The 14,399-nt window shown below is 34.4% G+C and carries 28 protein-coding genes; 1 reads left to right on the forward strand and 27 read right to left on the reverse strand.

All coding sequences use genetic code 11. From position 1 onward, the window contains the following. Positions 1-23 precede the first annotated feature (23 nt). Positions 24-1,316, reverse strand: coding sequence for a phosphopyruvate hydratase (gene eno, locus ACT53I_RS09510; protein ID WP_476079484.1), 1,293 nt, complete (start codon positions 1,314-1,316; stop codon positions 24-26). 203 nt (positions 1,317-1,519) lie between these two features. Here eno and ACT53I_RS09515 point away from each other — a divergent pair, with 203 nt between their 5' ends. Continuing rightward, the gene (locus ACT53I_RS09515; protein ID WP_476079485.1) at positions 1,520-1,951 is read left to right on the forward strand and encodes a DUF1655 domain-containing protein; all 432 of its coding nucleotides are present in this window, start codon (positions 1,520-1,522) and stop codon (positions 1,949-1,951) included. Between the two features lie 58 nt (positions 1,952-2,009). Here ACT53I_RS09515 and rplQ read toward each other — a convergent pair whose 3' ends face one another. The 26 genes from rplQ to rplW form a co-directional block, all read right to left on the reverse strand. Continuing rightward, the gene (gene rplQ / locus ACT53I_RS09520) at positions 2,010-2,525 is read right to left on the reverse strand and encodes a 50S ribosomal protein L17 (RefSeq protein WP_371462871.1); all 516 of its coding nucleotides are present in this window, start codon (positions 2,523-2,525) and stop codon (positions 2,010-2,012) included. A gap of 9 nt (positions 2,526-2,534) precedes the next feature. Further along, positions 2,535-3,530, reverse strand: a complete 996-nt coding sequence (locus tag ACT53I_RS09525; RefSeq protein ID WP_213196882.1) for a DNA-directed RNA polymerase subunit alpha — start codon at positions 3,528-3,530, stop codon at positions 2,535-2,537. Positions 3,531-3,561: 31 nt separating this feature from the next. Next, positions 3,562-4,170 carry a 30S ribosomal protein S4 gene (gene rpsD / locus ACT53I_RS09530; RefSeq protein ID WP_213190001.1) on the reverse strand — a complete coding sequence of 203 codons (609 nt, stop codon included), beginning with the start codon at positions 4,168-4,170 and terminating at the stop codon, positions 3,562-3,564. An 18-nt stretch (positions 4,171-4,188) separates the two neighbouring features. Next, entirely contained in the window at positions 4,189-4,578 is a 390-nt protein-coding gene (gene rpsK, locus ACT53I_RS09535) for a 30S ribosomal protein S11 (protein WP_069800926.1), read from the reverse strand. Positions 4,579-4,594: 16 nt separating this feature from the next. Further along, a complete protein-coding gene (gene rpsM / locus ACT53I_RS09540) occupies positions 4,595-4,972 on the reverse strand; it encodes a 30S ribosomal protein S13 (RefSeq protein WP_069800924.1) in 378 nt (125 codons plus the stop codon). Between the two features lie 9 nt (positions 4,973-4,981). Then, positions 4,982-5,098, reverse strand: a complete 117-nt coding sequence (ykgO, locus tag ACT53I_RS09545) for a type B 50S ribosomal protein L36 (protein ID WP_004917354.1) — start codon at positions 5,096-5,098, stop codon at positions 4,982-4,984. An 11-nt stretch (positions 5,099-5,109) separates the two neighbouring features. Further along, positions 5,110-5,325 carry a translation initiation factor IF-1 gene (gene infA / locus ACT53I_RS09550; protein ID WP_004917349.1) on the reverse strand — a complete coding sequence of 72 codons (216 nt, stop codon included), beginning with the start codon at positions 5,323-5,325 and terminating at the stop codon, positions 5,110-5,112. 9 nt (positions 5,326-5,334) lie between these two features. Next, complete coding sequence (gene secY / locus ACT53I_RS09555) at positions 5,335-6,714, reverse strand: preprotein translocase subunit SecY (protein WP_069800922.1); 1,380 nt, start codon at positions 6,712-6,714, stop codon at positions 5,335-5,337. Positions 6,715-6,723: 9 nt separating this feature from the next. Continuing rightward, complete coding sequence (gene rplO, locus ACT53I_RS09560; protein ID WP_213190004.1) at positions 6,724-7,170, reverse strand: 50S ribosomal protein L15; 447 nt, start codon at positions 7,168-7,170, stop codon at positions 6,724-6,726. Between the two features lie 15 nt (positions 7,171-7,185). Beyond that, a complete protein-coding gene (gene rpmD, locus ACT53I_RS09565; protein WP_069800918.1) occupies positions 7,186-7,365 on the reverse strand; it encodes a 50S ribosomal protein L30 in 180 nt (59 codons plus the stop codon). Between the two features lie 11 nt (positions 7,366-7,376). Continuing rightward, positions 7,377-7,898: a 30S ribosomal protein S5 gene (rpsE, locus tag ACT53I_RS09570; RefSeq protein WP_069800916.1), complete on the reverse strand. Its 522-nt coding sequence runs from the start codon at positions 7,896-7,898 to the stop codon at positions 7,377-7,379. Positions 7,899-7,911: 13 nt separating this feature from the next. Beyond that, complete coding sequence (gene rplR / locus ACT53I_RS09575) at positions 7,912-8,265, reverse strand: 50S ribosomal protein L18 (RefSeq protein WP_069800914.1); 354 nt, start codon at positions 8,263-8,265, stop codon at positions 7,912-7,914. An 11-nt stretch (positions 8,266-8,276) separates the two neighbouring features. Next, positions 8,277-8,822: a 50S ribosomal protein L6 gene (rplF, locus tag ACT53I_RS09580; RefSeq protein ID WP_476079486.1), complete on the reverse strand. Its 546-nt coding sequence runs from the start codon at positions 8,820-8,822 to the stop codon at positions 8,277-8,279. A gap of 19 nt (positions 8,823-8,841) precedes the next feature. Beyond that, positions 8,842-9,240 (reverse strand): 30S ribosomal protein S8, encoded by a 399-nt coding sequence (gene rpsH, locus ACT53I_RS09585; protein WP_069800910.1) that lies wholly within the window; start codon positions 9,238-9,240, stop codon positions 8,842-8,844. A gap of 110 nt (positions 9,241-9,350) precedes the next feature. Then, a complete protein-coding gene (gene rpsN, locus ACT53I_RS09590) occupies positions 9,351-9,620 on the reverse strand; it encodes a 30S ribosomal protein S14 (RefSeq protein ID WP_069800908.1) in 270 nt (89 codons plus the stop codon). 3 nt (positions 9,621-9,623) lie between these two features. Then, positions 9,624-10,175 carry a 50S ribosomal protein L5 gene (gene rplE / locus ACT53I_RS09595; RefSeq protein WP_069800905.1) on the reverse strand — a complete coding sequence of 184 codons (552 nt, stop codon included), beginning with the start codon at positions 10,173-10,175 and terminating at the stop codon, positions 9,624-9,626. A 2-nt stretch (positions 10,176-10,177) separates the two neighbouring features. Continuing rightward, positions 10,178-10,498 carry a 50S ribosomal protein L24 gene (gene rplX / locus ACT53I_RS09600; RefSeq protein WP_104793861.1) on the reverse strand — a complete coding sequence of 107 codons (321 nt, stop codon included), beginning with the start codon at positions 10,496-10,498 and terminating at the stop codon, positions 10,178-10,180. Between the two features lie 20 nt (positions 10,499-10,518). Then, positions 10,519-10,887: a 50S ribosomal protein L14 gene (gene rplN / locus ACT53I_RS09605; RefSeq protein WP_069800901.1), complete on the reverse strand. Its 369-nt coding sequence runs from the start codon at positions 10,885-10,887 to the stop codon at positions 10,519-10,521. Beyond that, positions 10,887-11,144: a 30S ribosomal protein S17 gene (gene rpsQ / locus ACT53I_RS09610; protein ID WP_104793860.1), complete on the reverse strand. Its 258-nt coding sequence runs from the start codon at positions 11,142-11,144 to the stop codon at positions 10,887-10,889. Before rpsQ ends, rplN begins: the two co-directional genes overlap by 1 nt. A gap of 9 nt (positions 11,145-11,153) precedes the next feature. Then, complete coding sequence (gene rpmC / locus ACT53I_RS09615; protein WP_069800897.1) at positions 11,154-11,339, reverse strand: 50S ribosomal protein L29; 186 nt, start codon at positions 11,337-11,339, stop codon at positions 11,154-11,156. Positions 11,340-11,349: 10 nt separating this feature from the next. Beyond that, positions 11,350-11,775 (reverse strand): 50S ribosomal protein L16, encoded by a 426-nt coding sequence (gene rplP / locus ACT53I_RS09620; RefSeq protein ID WP_069800895.1) that lies wholly within the window; start codon positions 11,773-11,775, stop codon positions 11,350-11,352. A gap of 96 nt (positions 11,776-11,871) precedes the next feature. Next, entirely contained in the window at positions 11,872-12,567 is a 696-nt protein-coding gene (gene rpsC / locus ACT53I_RS09625) for a 30S ribosomal protein S3 (RefSeq protein WP_069800893.1), read from the reverse strand. 8 nt (positions 12,568-12,575) lie between these two features. Next, positions 12,576-12,980: a 50S ribosomal protein L22 gene (rplV, locus tag ACT53I_RS09630; RefSeq protein ID WP_069800891.1), complete on the reverse strand. Its 405-nt coding sequence runs from the start codon at positions 12,978-12,980 to the stop codon at positions 12,576-12,578. A gap of 2 nt (positions 12,981-12,982) precedes the next feature. Beyond that, entirely contained in the window at positions 12,983-13,261 is a 279-nt protein-coding gene (gene rpsS, locus ACT53I_RS09635; RefSeq protein ID WP_069800889.1) for a 30S ribosomal protein S19, read from the reverse strand. A gap of 2 nt (positions 13,262-13,263) precedes the next feature. Then, a complete protein-coding gene (gene rplB, locus ACT53I_RS09640; RefSeq protein ID WP_069800887.1) occupies positions 13,264-14,085 on the reverse strand; it encodes a 50S ribosomal protein L2 in 822 nt (273 codons plus the stop codon). A 23-nt stretch (positions 14,086-14,108) separates the two neighbouring features. After that, complete coding sequence (rplW, locus tag ACT53I_RS09645) at positions 14,109-14,399, reverse strand: 50S ribosomal protein L23 (protein ID WP_274780522.1); 291 nt, start codon at positions 14,397-14,399, stop codon at positions 14,109-14,111.

A 14,399-nucleotide genomic window follows, 5' to 3' on the forward strand; every position in this document is an offset into this window, starting at 1 on the left:
TTTTTCAGATTTATGCAGATATATTATCTTTTAAATTTAAAAGCATCTAACCCTGGGAAAATTGCATTTTCGCCTAGAGCTTCTTCGATTCTTAATAATTGGTTATACTTCGCCATTCTATCAGAACGAGAAGCAGAACCTGTTTTAATCTGACCACAGTTGCAAGCTACCGCTAAATCTGCAATTGTAGCATCTTCAGTTTCACCAGATCTGTGAGACATTACAGAAGTATACTTATTATGCTGAGCCATTTGTACTGCTGCTAAAGTTTCAGATAATGAACCGATTTGGTTTACTTTAACCAAGATAGAGTTAGCGATATTTTCTTTAACTCCTCTAGAAAGTCTTTCTACGTTTGTTACAAATAAATCGTCTCCTACTAATTGTACTCTATCACCGATTTTATCCGTTAACATTTTCCAACCTTCCCAGTCGTTTTCTTGCATACCATCTTCAATAGAGATAATTGGATATTTATTTACCAATTCTGCTAAGTAAGAAACTTGTTCGCTGCTTGTAAATTGTGCAGAATCTGGAGTTTGGAATTTTCTATAATCGTAGATTCCATCTTTGTAGAATTCTGAAGAAGCACAGTCTAATGCAATCATTACATCATCACCTGGCTTATATCCTGCTTTTTCGATTGCTTTTAGTAAAGTATCTAAAGCATCTTCAGTTCCTTTGAAAGTTGGCGCGAAACCACCTTCGTCACCTACTGCTGTAGATAAACCTCTATCATGAAGAATAGATTTAAGATTATGGAAAATTTCAGTTCCTTTTCTCAAAGCGTGAGAGAAAGAATCTGCTTTTACTGGCATAATCATAAATTCTTGGAATGCAATAGGCGCATCTGAGTGAGAACCGCCATTAATTACATTCATCATAGGAACAGGAAGCGTATTAGCATTTACACCACCAATATATTTGTAAAGAGGTTGTCTTAATTCAGCAGCAGCAGCTTTAGCAGCAGCTAAAGAAACTCCTAAAATAGCATTAGCACCTAAATTTCCTTTGTTGTTTGTACCATCTAAATCAATCATAATTTGATCGATAAGATTTTGGTCAAAAACTGGAAGTCCTACTAATTCTGGAGCGATTACTTCTTTTACATTTTCTACGGCCTTCAATACGCCTTTCCCCATATATTCTGAACCGCCATCGCGCAATTCTACTGCTTCGTGTTCTCCGGTAGAAGCACCAGAAGGAACAGCTGCACGTCCCATTGCACCGCTTTCGGTAAATACATCAACTTCTACAGTTGGATTTCCTCTAGAATCCAAAATTTGTCTTGCTTCAATAAATGAAATGTAACTCATATTATTCTATTTTAAAGTTTCTATTGTAGGGCTTATCTTTCAAAAAAATGAAGACCAGCTCTTTTCTTATTTTTTGCATTGCAAATTTACGCATAATTTAGCAATGTAAGTTTATGATTTTTGTAGGGTATTTTTTGTATTTTTAAAACATAAAATCCTTCAAATTTTATTTAAAGATACTTATTAATTTTTAAAAAATTGCAATGAAAAAATCTTTTAACTATATCTTAATATTAGGCTTCATAGGCATTATCAGCTGTGATAAAGAAAGCAAAACTGCTATAGAAAAGGAAGTAAAAATAATCAAAACAATAGATGCTAATGGAGTAAGCAAAACAGATTCTGTAATTTTAGAAAAACCCAATTTGGAGGGCAAGATTACCAAAACCGAAAATAAAATTGAAAAAAAGGAGTACGTTTATCGTGCTTTTGACGGTACAGAAGCGAGTGTAACTTTTACTACGGGAAATAAAGAAGGTAACTTCATCCTTATCGAAAGAAATAAACTCAAGATAGAATTACCCGAGATAGAAAGTGATATTTATGAAAAAGATGGTATAAAGGCAATATCTAAAGGCGATTTATTAACCATTACCCAAAACGGACAAGTTTTCGAGTTAAATCGTAAAAAATAAGCATAAAAAAACCATTCAGAAATCTGAATGGTTTTTTTATTTATAGAAATTCTGAAAATTATTCTTCAGTTTTTTCTTCAGTAGCTTCAGCTTTTGGCTCTTCTACTACAGCAGTTTCTTCTACAACTGGAGCAGCTACTACAGCAGCTTCTTTCTTAGTAGATCTTCTGCTTCTTCTAGTTGCTTTTTTCTCTTCAGCATTAGGATTGTAAAGTTCATTGAAATCTACAAGCTCGATTAATGCAGTATCTGCAGCATCACCAGGTCTGAAACCAGTCTTGATGATTCTAGTATAACCACCATTTCTGGTAGCAATTTTAGGAGCTACAGTTCTGAAAAGTTCTGCAACTGCTTCTTTACTTTGTAAGTAAGAGAAAGCAATTCTTCTGTTGTGCGTAGTATCTTCTTTAGCTTTAGTTAAGATAGGTTCTACGTATACTCTTAAAGCTTTAGCTTTAGCAACAGTAGTATTTATTCTTTTATGTTCAATTAGTGAGCATGCCATGTTAGAAAGCAAAGCGCTTCTGTGAGAGGCTGTTCTACCTAAGTGATTGAATTTTTTTCCGTGTCTCATTGTTAAGGATTATTTATCAGCGTCTAACTTATATTTTGCAACATCAAACCCGAAGTTTAGTCCTTTTGAGTGAACAAGTTCTTCAAGTTCTGTCAATGATTTCTTACCGAAATTTCTGAATTTCATCAAATCAGACTTACTATAAGAAACTAGTTCACCTAGAGTTTCTACTTCAGCTGCTTTTAGACAGTTAAGAGCTCTCACAGAAAGATCCATATCTGCTAATTTAGACTTAAGTAATTGTCTTGTGTGAAGGGTTTCTTCATCGTATTGGATTGATGCTTTTACAGCTTCAGTTTCTAGAGTGATTCTCTCATCAGAGAATAACATGAAATGATAAATTAATATCTTAGAAGCTTCAGTTAAAGCATTTTGAGGGGTGATAGAACCATCCGTCTCAATGTCTAATACTAGTTTTTCGTAGTCTGTTTTTTGCTCTACACGATAGTTTTCAATGCTATATTGAACTTTCTTAATAGGAGTAAAGATAGAGTCAATTGCAATCGTTCCTATAGGTGCGTTGTTAGATTTGTTTTGTTCTGAAGGAACATAACCTCTTCCTTTGTCGATGTTGAAATTCATTTCGAAAGACACCTCTTTTGTCAAGTTGCAGATTACTAAGTCTGGATTAAGTACCTCGAAGTTATTCATCGAGCTAGCAAAATCACCCGCAGTGATTACTTCTTTACCAGAAATTTTCACACTTACTTGTTCTGCTGATGCGTTTTCTACTTTTGCTTTAAGTCTTAATTGCTTAAGGTTAAGGATGATTTCAGTAACATCTTCTATTACACCTGGAATTGTTGAAAATTCGTGCTCTACTCCTTCTATTTTGATAGATGTGATAGCATATCCTTCTAGAGAAGAAAGTAAAACTCTTCTCAAAGCATTACCGATAGTAAGTCCGAATCCTGGCTCTAATGGTCTAAATTCGAATTGACCTTTGAAATCCGTAGAATTAAGTAGAATTACTTTGTCGGGTTTTATGAATTGTAAAATTGCCATAATATTGGGTTGAGCAAAAATTTGATTAAAATTATTTAGAGTATAATTCGACGATTAGCTGTTCTTTGATATCTTCAGGGATCTGAATTCTTTCAGGAGCTGAGATAAAAGTACCTTCTTTCTTTTCGTCGTTAAATTGTAACCATTCATAAGATGATTTAGAAGCTAATGAATCAGCAATTACTTCTAGAGATTTAGATTTTTCTCTAATAGCGATTACGTCACCTGCTTTTAATAAATATGAAGGGATGTTTACAATTTCTCCGTTTACTGTTACGTGTCTGTGAGAAACTAACTGTCTAGCACCAGCTCTGGTTTTAGAAAAACCTAATCTGTATACTACGTTATCTAATCTAGATTCACATAATTGTAAAAGAACCTCACCTGTAACGCCTTTGCTTCTGTGCGCTTTATCGAAAAGGTTTGCAAATTGTCTTTCTAAGATACCGTAAGTATATTTAGCTTTTTGTTTTTCAGCTAACTGTACAGCATATTCAGATTTTTTAGCACCTCTTCTTTTGTTAGGTCCGTGTTGTCCTGGTGGTTGATTTTTTCTTTTTTCGAAACTTTTATCGTCTCCGTAAATTGCAGCACCAAATTTACGTGCAATTTTAGTTTTTGGTCCAATATATCTTGCCATAGGTTAAATTTCTAAAAATTAAACTCTTCTTCTTTTAGGTGGTCTACATCCATTGTGTGGCATAGGAGTCACGTCAATGATTTCTGAAACTTCAATTCCTGAATTGTGAATAGATCTGATAGCAGATTCTCTACCTGCACCTGGACCTTTCACAAACACCTTTACTCTTCTTAAACCAGCTTCGTAAGCTACTGAAGAGCAATTTTCTGCAGCCATTTGAGCTGCGAATGGAGTATTCTTTTTAGAACCTCTGAATCCCATTTTACCGGCAGAAGACCAAGAAATTACTTCTCCGTTTTTGTTTGTCAAAGAAATAATAATATTATTGAAAGAAGCTTGGATATGTGCTTCACCAATTGCTTCTACTTTTACTTTTCTTTTTTTAACTACTTTAGTTTGTTTTGCCATAATTCTAATCTAAAGATTATTTACTTGCTTTTTTCTTGTTAGCAACTGTTTTTCTCTTTCCTTTACGGGTTCTAGAATTGTTTTTCGTTCTTTGGCCTCTTAAAGGTAATCCCAGTCTGTGACGTATTCCTCGTTGGCAACCTATGTCCATCAATCTCTTGATGTTCAATTGCACTTCAGAACGTAATTCACCTTCTACTTTAATGTTTTCAGTGATGTAATTTCTGATTGCAGCCAATTCATCGTCATTCCATTCGTTGACTTTCTTGTCTTCGCTGATACCGGCATTTTTAAGGATTTCAGAAGCTGTGCTTCTACCAATTCCGTAAATGTAAGTTAAACCGATAACGCCTCTTTTGTTTTTTGGTAAATCAATACCTGAAATTCTCGCCATAATTTAATTTTAGCCTTGTCTTTGTTTAAATTTTGGGTTCTTCTTGTTAATAATGTACAATCTGCCTTTTCTTCTTACGATTTTGCAATCTGCACTTCTTTTTTTAATTGATGCTCTAACTTTCATTAGTATTTAATTTAATATCTAAATGTTATTCTTCCTTTTGATAAATCATAAGGAGAGAGTTCTAATTTTACCTTGTCTCCTGGTAAAAGTTTTATGTAATGCATTCTCATTTTCCCTGAAATATGAGCGATGAGAACATGCCCATTTTCCAGTTCCACACGGAACATGGCGTTAGATAGTGCTTCCACTATAACGCCATCTTGTTCTATATGTTTTTGTTTTGCCATAGATGTTTTTTATAAGTTTGATGTTCTAGATAATTTAGATTGCATCAATCCATCATAGTGATGGTTCAACAAATACGTATTGATTTGCTGAACTGTATCTAAAATTACTCCTACCATGATCAATAAAGAAGTTCCTCCGAAAAAATGGGAGAATCCTTCAGTCTGAACAAAGCCTCCATGCACTAAAGCTGGAAGGATTGCAAAGATAGATAAAAAAAACGCACCCGGCAAGGTTATTTTAGATAAAATATCATCTAAGTAATTTGCAGTCTCTTGTCCTGGTCTTACTTTCGGTATTAAACCTCCATTTCTCTTTAAGTCATCTGCCATTTGATTCACTGGAATAGTGATGGCTGTGTAGAAATAAGAGAAGATGATAATTAAAATTACTAATAATACATTATACTGCCAGCTGAATGGATTTTTGAATCCTGCTAAGAAAGTATTGGTATCATCGAATTTAGTTAACAAACCAGGAACAAACATTAATGCTTGTGCGAAAATTAGTGGCATTACTCCAGATGCATTTACTTTTAGAGGAATCCATTGTCTTGCTCCTTGTAATAAATTTCTGTTTGAACCACCTGTTGCGTGAGCTCTACTTACATACTGAATAGGAATTTTTCTTACCGCAACTGAAAGTACAATTGCTAATAAGATTACTACCAACCAGAATAAAACTTCGATAAGAATCATGATGCTTCCTAGACCTCCGTTTCCTGTTTGAGTAGTAAATTCTTGTAAAAATGCAGTTGGTAAACCAGCTAAAATCCCTACCATAATTAAGATAGAAATCCCGTTACCAATGCCTTTATCTGTAATTTTTTCTCCTAACCACATTGCAAAGATAGAACCTGCAACTAATATCACTACACTTGGAACATAAAATGCAATAGATTGCGGATCAATATAATACGCAGATCTAAATTGTTCGTAAGGTAAAAAAACCTGTGTAATAGTACCTAGGTAAAATGGTGCTTGTACGAGACAAACACCTATTGTTAACCATCTTGTAATTTGATTTAAGGTTTTTCTACCACTTTCACCATCTTTCTGAAGTTTCTGTAAATAAGGAATTGCCATTCCCATAAGCTGCACAATAATAGATGCAGAAATGTACGGCATGATTCCTAAAGCCATGATTGAAGCATGACTGAAAGCTCCTCCAGTAAATGATGATAATAGACCTAATAGACCTGCAGCTTGTTTACCGCCACCTTGTTTTTGAAAATGATCTAATAAATTTCCTACTTCTGCCATGTTAATAGCTGGTAGAGAAATATAAGAAGCAAATCTATATACTAGAATCAAAGAAAGAGTGACAATAATCTTGTCCCTCAATTCTTGTAAACTCCAGATGTTTTTAAGTGTTTGAATAAAACCTTTCATTTGTTTTTATTAAAGAGTGATCGCTTTACCTCCTGCTTTAGAGATTGCCTCTTCAGCAGATTTAGTGAATTTGTTAGCAGAAATAGAAACAGAAGATTTAAGTTCTCCTCTACCCATAATTTTCACTAATTCATTTTTAGAAGATAAACCATTTTCTACCAATACTTCTTTAGTAACTTCAGAAAGATTTTTAGCGTCTACTAATGCTTGAATAGTATCAAGATTAATAGCTCTGTATTCTTTTCTGTTAATGTTATTAAATCCGAATTTTGGTAATCTTCTTTGTAAAGGCATCTGACCACCTTCAAAACCTATTTTCTGTGAGTAACCAGCTCTTGATTTTTGACCTTTGTGACCTTTTGTAGATGTACCACCTTTGCCACTACCTTGTCCTCTACCTACTCTTTTTGAATTATGAGTAGCTCCAGATGCTGGTTGAATATTATTTAAATTCATTTTGTTAAAATTTAATTAGTTTTCCTGTACTTCTACTAAATGTCTCACTGCAGCTACCATACCTAAGATAGATGGAGTAGCTTCGTGTTCTACAACTTGGTTTAATTTTTTAAGACCAAGAGCTACTAAAGTATCTTTTTGTACTTTAGGTCTTTTGATAGCACTTCTTACTTGTTTGATTTTAATTGTTGCCATGATATAAAAAATTAACCGTTAAACACTTTAGTTAAAGAAATTCCTCTCATTCTTGCAATTTCTTCTGGTCTTCTGATATCTAACAATGCTTTGAAAGTTGCCTTTACCACATTGTGAGGGTTAGAAGAACCTTTAGATTTTGAAAGTACATCATGTACTCCTGCAGATTCTAGTACCGCTCTTACCGCACCACCTGCGATTAATCCTGTACCGTGAGAAGCTGGTCTTAAGAAGATATCAGCACCACCGTATCTAGCAGAAGTTTGGTGAGGGATTGTATGATTCATTACAGGAACTTTCACTAAATTTTTCTTAGCATCTTCTACTGCTTTAGCAATAGCAGAAGCAACTTCTTTAGATTTACCTAAACCGAAACCGATTACACCGTCTTCATTACCTACTACTACGATTGCAGAAAATCCGAAAGCTCTACCTCCTTTGGTTACTTTAGTTACTCTGTTTACGGCAACTAGACGATCTTTAAGTTCTAGACCACCTGGTTTTACTCTTTCTATATTATCTAATCCTAACATAATTTTTTAATTTTTAAAATTTCAAACCACCTTCTCTAGCACCGTCTGCAAGAGCTTTTACTCTACCGTGATATACGAAACCGTTTCTATCAAAAACTACTTTTTCAAATCCAGCAGCTAAAGCTTTTTCAGCAATTTTCTTACCTACTGCAGTTGCAACTTCAGTTTTAGTTCCATTAGCATCTACTCCTTTCTCTCTAGAAGAAGCAGCTACTAAAGTTTTACCTTCTTTATCGTCAATTAATTGAGCGTAGATTTCTTTGTTACTCTTGTAAACAGAAAGTCTTGGCGCTGAAGAAGTTCCAGAGATTTTGCCTCTTACTCTTCTTTTAATTCTATCTCTTTTTTGTACTTTTGTTAATGCCATTGTCTTAATTTTTAAGCAGATTTACCAGCTTTACGTCTAATTATTTCACCAACGAATTTCACACCTTTACCTTTGTATGGTTCTGGTTTTCTGAATGAGCGAATTTTAGCAGCCACCATTCCCAATAATTGTTTGTCATAAGATGACAAAGTGATGATTGGGTTTTTACCTTTTTCTGTTAAAGTATCAATTGTAATTTCATTTGGAAGTTCTAATACGATACCGTGAGAGAAACCTAGAGCTAATTCTAGTTTTTGACCAGAGTGAGATGCTCTATAACCTACCCCTACTAGTTCTAATTTTTTGGTGAAACCTTCTGAGGTTCCTACCACCATATTATTGATTAACGCTCTATAAAGACCGTGTAATGCTTTATGATTTTTAGCTTCAGATGGTCTACTTACAGTGATTTTACCATCTTCTTGCTCAAGAGTAATTCCGCCTGTAATTTCTTGAGAAAGTTCTCCTTTAGGACCTTTCACAGTTACTACATTATCGTTTACAGTAACTGTAACACCTGCAGGAATTTCTATAATTGATTTACCAATTCTTGACATTTCTTCCTAATTTTTACAATTAATAAACATAGCAGATTACTTCGCCACCTACTTTTTCTTCTCTGGCTTTCTTATCAGTCATTACTCCCTTAGAAGTAGAGATGATAGCTACACCTAAACCGTTTAATACTCTTGGTAATTCTTCTGTACCAGCGTATTTTCTCAAACCTGGTCTAGAAGCTCTTTGGATAGACTTAATAGCCGGTTTGTTAGTTTGCTTATCATATTTCAAAGCGATTTTGATAGTCCCTTGAACAGCGTTATCTTCAAACTTGTAGTTTAAGATGTAACCTTGATCAAATAAGATTTTCGTAATCTCCTTTTTGATTTTTGATGCAGGAATTTCCACCACTTTGTGGCCTGCGCTTTGTGCGTTCCTTACTCTAGTTAGGAAATCTGAAATTGGATCTGTTACCATTTTTTTATTTTAAATTATTATTGGTGAATGATATTCAGTATTGCAGATGGCTTTTAATTTTGAGGCTAAAAGCCATAAGCAACTTAAATATCTTGATTAAAAACTAATTGTTACCAACTTGCTTTTTTAACTCCCGGGATAAGACCATTGTTAGCCATTTCTCTGAAAGTAACTCTCGAAATACCGAAAGTTCTCATGTAACCTCTTGGTCTTCCTGTTAATTTACATCTGTTGTGTAATCTTACAGGAGAAGCGTTTTTAGGTAATTTCTGAAGTGCTTCATAATCACCTGCTTCTTTTAGGGCAGCTCTTTTAGCAGCATATTTAGCAACTAGTGCTTCTCTTTTGCGCTCACGCGCTTTCATTGATTCTTTTGCCATTTCTTAGTTCTTTTTAAACGGTAAACCGAAATGAGTTAATAATGCTTTTGCTTCTTTGTCAGTTTTAGCAGTAGTAACGAAAGTGATGTCCATCCCTTGGATTTTTTTCACTTTGTCGATCACGATTTCTGGGAAGATAATTTGCTCAGTAATCCCTAAGTTGTAATTACCTCTACCATCGAAACCATCGGCTTTGATACCGTTAAAATCTCTAATTCTTGGTAAAGCAGATGACGTAAGTCTATCTAAAAATTCGTACATTTTTTCTGCTCTAAGCGTTACTCTTGCACCAACTGGCATCCCTTTTCTTAATTTGAAAGCTGCCTCGTCTTTTTTAGATAAAGTTCCTACTGCTTTTTGACCAGTGATAGCTGTAAGTTCTTCTACTGCATAGTCTACGATTTTTTTGTCTGCAGTTGCAGCACCTAAACCTTGAGACACAACAATTTTTTCTAATTTAGGTACTTGCATGATAGATTTGTACCCAAATTCTTCCATCATTGCTGGAACAATTTTTTCTGTATATAATTTTTTGGGTCTTGCTACGTATTCCATAATTAGATTTCTTTACCTGTTGTTTTAGCAATTCTTACTTTTTTATCACCTTCTACTTTATACGCTACTTTTGTAGCTTTTCCGTTTGCATCTACTAGAGATACATTAGAAATATTAATAGATGCTTCTTTTTCTACGATTCCGCCTTGAGGATTAGATGCAGATGGTTTTACGTGTTTTTTAACAACGTTTACACCAGCTACGATAACTCTAGCATCAGCGTTTTCTTTCTTAATCACTTCTAGAACTTCACCTTTACTACCTTTGTTTTTACCAGTAGTAACGATTACGTTATCTCCTCTTTTTATTTTAACTTTTGCCATTTTTTCTAAAATTTTTAAAATTATAATACTTCAGGAGCTAATGAAATGATTTTCATATATTCTTTGTCTCTCAATTCACGAGCAACTGGTCCGAAAACACGAGTTCCTCTCATTTCTCCAGCAGCGTTTAGTAGAACGCAAGCGTTGTCATCAAATTTGATGTATGAACCATCTTTTCTTCTAACTGCTTTTTTAGTTCTTACGATAACTGCTTTAGATACTTGTCCTTTTTTTGCATTTCCTGATGGAGTAGAATCTTTGATAGTAACTACGATTTTATCACCTACAGAAGCATATCTTCTTCTAGTTCCACCTAGAACTCTGATTACTAGTACTTCTTTTGCACCAGTGTTATCAGCAACTTTTAATCTTGATTCGGTTTGTAACATTACTTAGCTCTTTCAATTATACTTACTAATCTCCATCTTTTATTTTTACTCAAAGGTCTAGTTTCTTGGATTAAAACTTTATCCCCTTCGTTGCACTCATTGTTTTCATCGTGAGCGGTATATTTTTTCGTCTTTAATACGAATTTACCGTACATTGGATGTTTCATTCTCATCGTTTCACTAACTACAATGGTTTTTTCCATTTTATTGCTAGAAACGATTCCGATTCTTTCTTTTCTTAAATTTCTTTCCATGATAAAATGAAATTATTGTTTGTTAGTTAACTCAGTTTCAAGTCTTGCGATTGTTCTTCTTAAATCTCTGATTTGAATAGGATTTTCAATCGGGCTAATTCTGTGCGCTAATTTCATTTTAGTGTAATCAGCTTTAAGAGCAGCTAATTGATTTTTAATATCTCCTGCGCTTAGATTTTTGATGTCAGCTTTTTTCATTTTTCAAAGATTATTGAGGTTGAACAAAATCGTTAGCTACTACAAATTTGGTAACTATTGGAAGTTTCTGAGCTGCAAGTCTTAACGCCTCTTTAGCTATTTCATAAGGAACTCCACCTACTTCAAACATAATTTTACCAGGTTTTACTACAGCTACCCAATATTCTACAGCACCTTTACCTTTACCCATCCTTACTTCGGCTGGTTTTTTAGTAATAGGCTTATCTGGGAATATTTTAATCCATAGTTGACCTTCTCTTTTCATATATCTTGTAGCAGCGATACGCGCAGCTTCAATTTGTCTTGCAGTGATCCAAGCACCGTCTATAGCTTTAATTCCGAAAGTTCCATACGCTAATTGAGATCCTCTTTGCGCATTTCCCTTCATTTTCATTTTATGAACACGACGGAATTTCGTTCTTTTTGGTTGTAACATGTTTTCTAATTTAGATTTTAGATTTCAGATTTTAGATTTTAGATTTTAAAAAAGTAACGGTAATTTAAAAAACAAAATTTCAATCTAAAATTTTAATTATTTTCTGTCTCTTTTTTTACCAGCTGGTGCTTTTTTCTGTTGTCCTACAAGTGGAGATAATTCTCTCTTGCCGTACACTTCACCTTTCATGATCCAAACTTTCACTCCTAGCTTACCATACTGAGTAAGTGCTTCACCAATGTGATAATCGATATCTGCTCTGAAAGTAGACAATGGGATTCTTCCTTCTTTGAAAGACTCGCTTCTTGCCATTTCAGCTCCGTTCAATCTACCAGAGATTTGAACTTTGATACCTTCTGCACCCATTCTCATAGTGCTGGTCATAGCCATTTTAACAGCTCTTCTGTAAGAGATTCTGTTTTCTATTTGCTTAGCAATACTTTCTGCAACTAGAATTGCGTCTAGTTCTGGTCTTTTGATTTCGAAGATATTGATTTGGATGTCTTTATCAGTAATCTTTTTCAATTCTTCTTTTAGTTTATCAACTTCTTGACCACCTTTACCGATGATAAGACCTGGTCTTGCAGTAGTGATTGTTACTGTTACTAATTTTAGGGTTCTCTCGATGTAGATTCTAGAGATACCACCTTTAGATAATCTAGCTTCAAGGTATCTTCTGATTTTGTAGTCTTCTGCGATTCTGTCTCCATAATCGTTTCCACCAAACCAGTTAGAATCCCATCCTCTGATGATTCCTAATCTATTACCAATTGGATTTGTCTTCTGTCCCATACCTTTGATTATTGATTATCTTGTTTGTTACCTAATACTAATGTTACGTGATTAGATCTTTTTCTAATTCTGTAACCTCTACCTTGTGGTGCAGGTCTTAATCTCTTAAGTTGTCTTGCACTATCCACATAAATTTCTTTTACAAAAAGATTAGCAGCTTCTATGTCAGCACCTTCGTTTTTAGTTTGCCAGTTAGCAATAGCCGAAAGTAAAAGTTTTTCTAACTTGTTAGAAGCATCTTTTTTAGAATATTTAAGGATATATAGGGCTTTATCTACGTTTTCTCCACGGATGATATCAGCAACGAGTCTCATTTTTCTTGGAGAAGACGGACAATTGTTTAATGAAGCTTTTACAACGTCTTTGTTAGCTTCTTTTCTTGCGATTGCGCTATCTTGTTTTCTTGATCCCATGATTATCTGCTACCTTTATTTTTGTTACCAGAGTGTCCTCTGAAAGATCTCGTTGGAGAAAATTCGCCTAACTTATGTCCTACCATGTTTTCAGTTACATAAACTGGGATAAAAGATTTCCCGTTGTGTACTGCGATAGTTTGACCTACCATGTCTGGAGAAATCATTGATGCTCTAGACCATGTTTTGATAACTGTCTTCTTATTTTGTTCTATGTTTGCCTGAACCTTCTTTTCTAAATGATGTGCGATGAAAGGTCCTTTCTTAAGTGATCTTGCCATAATTATTTTCTTTTAGATACGATGTAACGGTTAGACACTTTGTTTTTCTTTCTAGTCTTGTAACCTTTAGCTGGTTTACCGTTTCTAGATCTTGGGTGACCACCAGAAGATCTACCTTCACCACCTCCCATTGGGTGATCTACAGGGTTCATAGCTACAGCTCTTGTTCTTGGTCTCTTACCTAACCATCTGCTTCTACCTGCTTTACCAGAAACGGTAAGTTGGTGATCTGAGTTAGATACTGAGCCAATCATAGCCATACATTCTACTAAAATCATTCTAGATTCTCCTGAAGGCAATTTAATGATTGCATATTTACCATCTCTAGAAGTTAATTGCGCAGAAGAACCTGCACTTCTAGCAAGGATTGCTCCTTGTCCTGGTCTTAGTTCGATGCAAGAGATCACAGTACCTAATGGTATGTTTTTCAATTTCATTGCATTTCCTACTTCAGGTTCTACATTATCTCCAGAAACTACAGTTTGACCTACTTTAATACCGTTTGGAGCAACGATGTATCTCTTTTCTCCATCTGTGTATTCTACTAAAGCGATAAACGCAGTTCTGTTTGGATCATACTCCACAGATAAAACAGTAGCAGCTACATCAAATTTATTTCTTTTGAAATCGATGATTCTGTACTTTTTCTTGTGTCCACCTCCGGTATAACGCATGGTCATTTTACCAGTGTTATTTCTACCTCCTTTTTTAGAAAGTCCTACAGTTAGAGACTTCTCAGGTTTGTTGGTAGTAATTTCTTCAAAATTGTTTACAATTCTGAATCTCTGTCCTGGGGTGATAGGTTTTAATTTTCTAACAGACATTACTATTAATTATATAAAAATTATTAATTTGTTGCAAAAATATCAATGGTTTCACCTTCTACAAGTTGAACCAAAGCTTTCTTCAATTTATTGGTTTTACCAACTTGAAGTCCTTTTTTAGTGTATTTCGCAGAAACTTTCGGAGCATAAATCATAGTTCTTACGTCTTCTACCTTTACACTATAAGCAGCTTCTACAGCTTGTTTGATTTGGATTTTATTAGCTTTAGTATCTACTAAAAACGTATAAACTCCGCTCAATTCTGATTGGCTGTTTGCTTTTTCTGAAATGATTGGTTTAATGATAACTGACAT

The sequence above is a fragment of the Cloacibacterium sp. DMC96 genome, assembly GCF_056313765.1.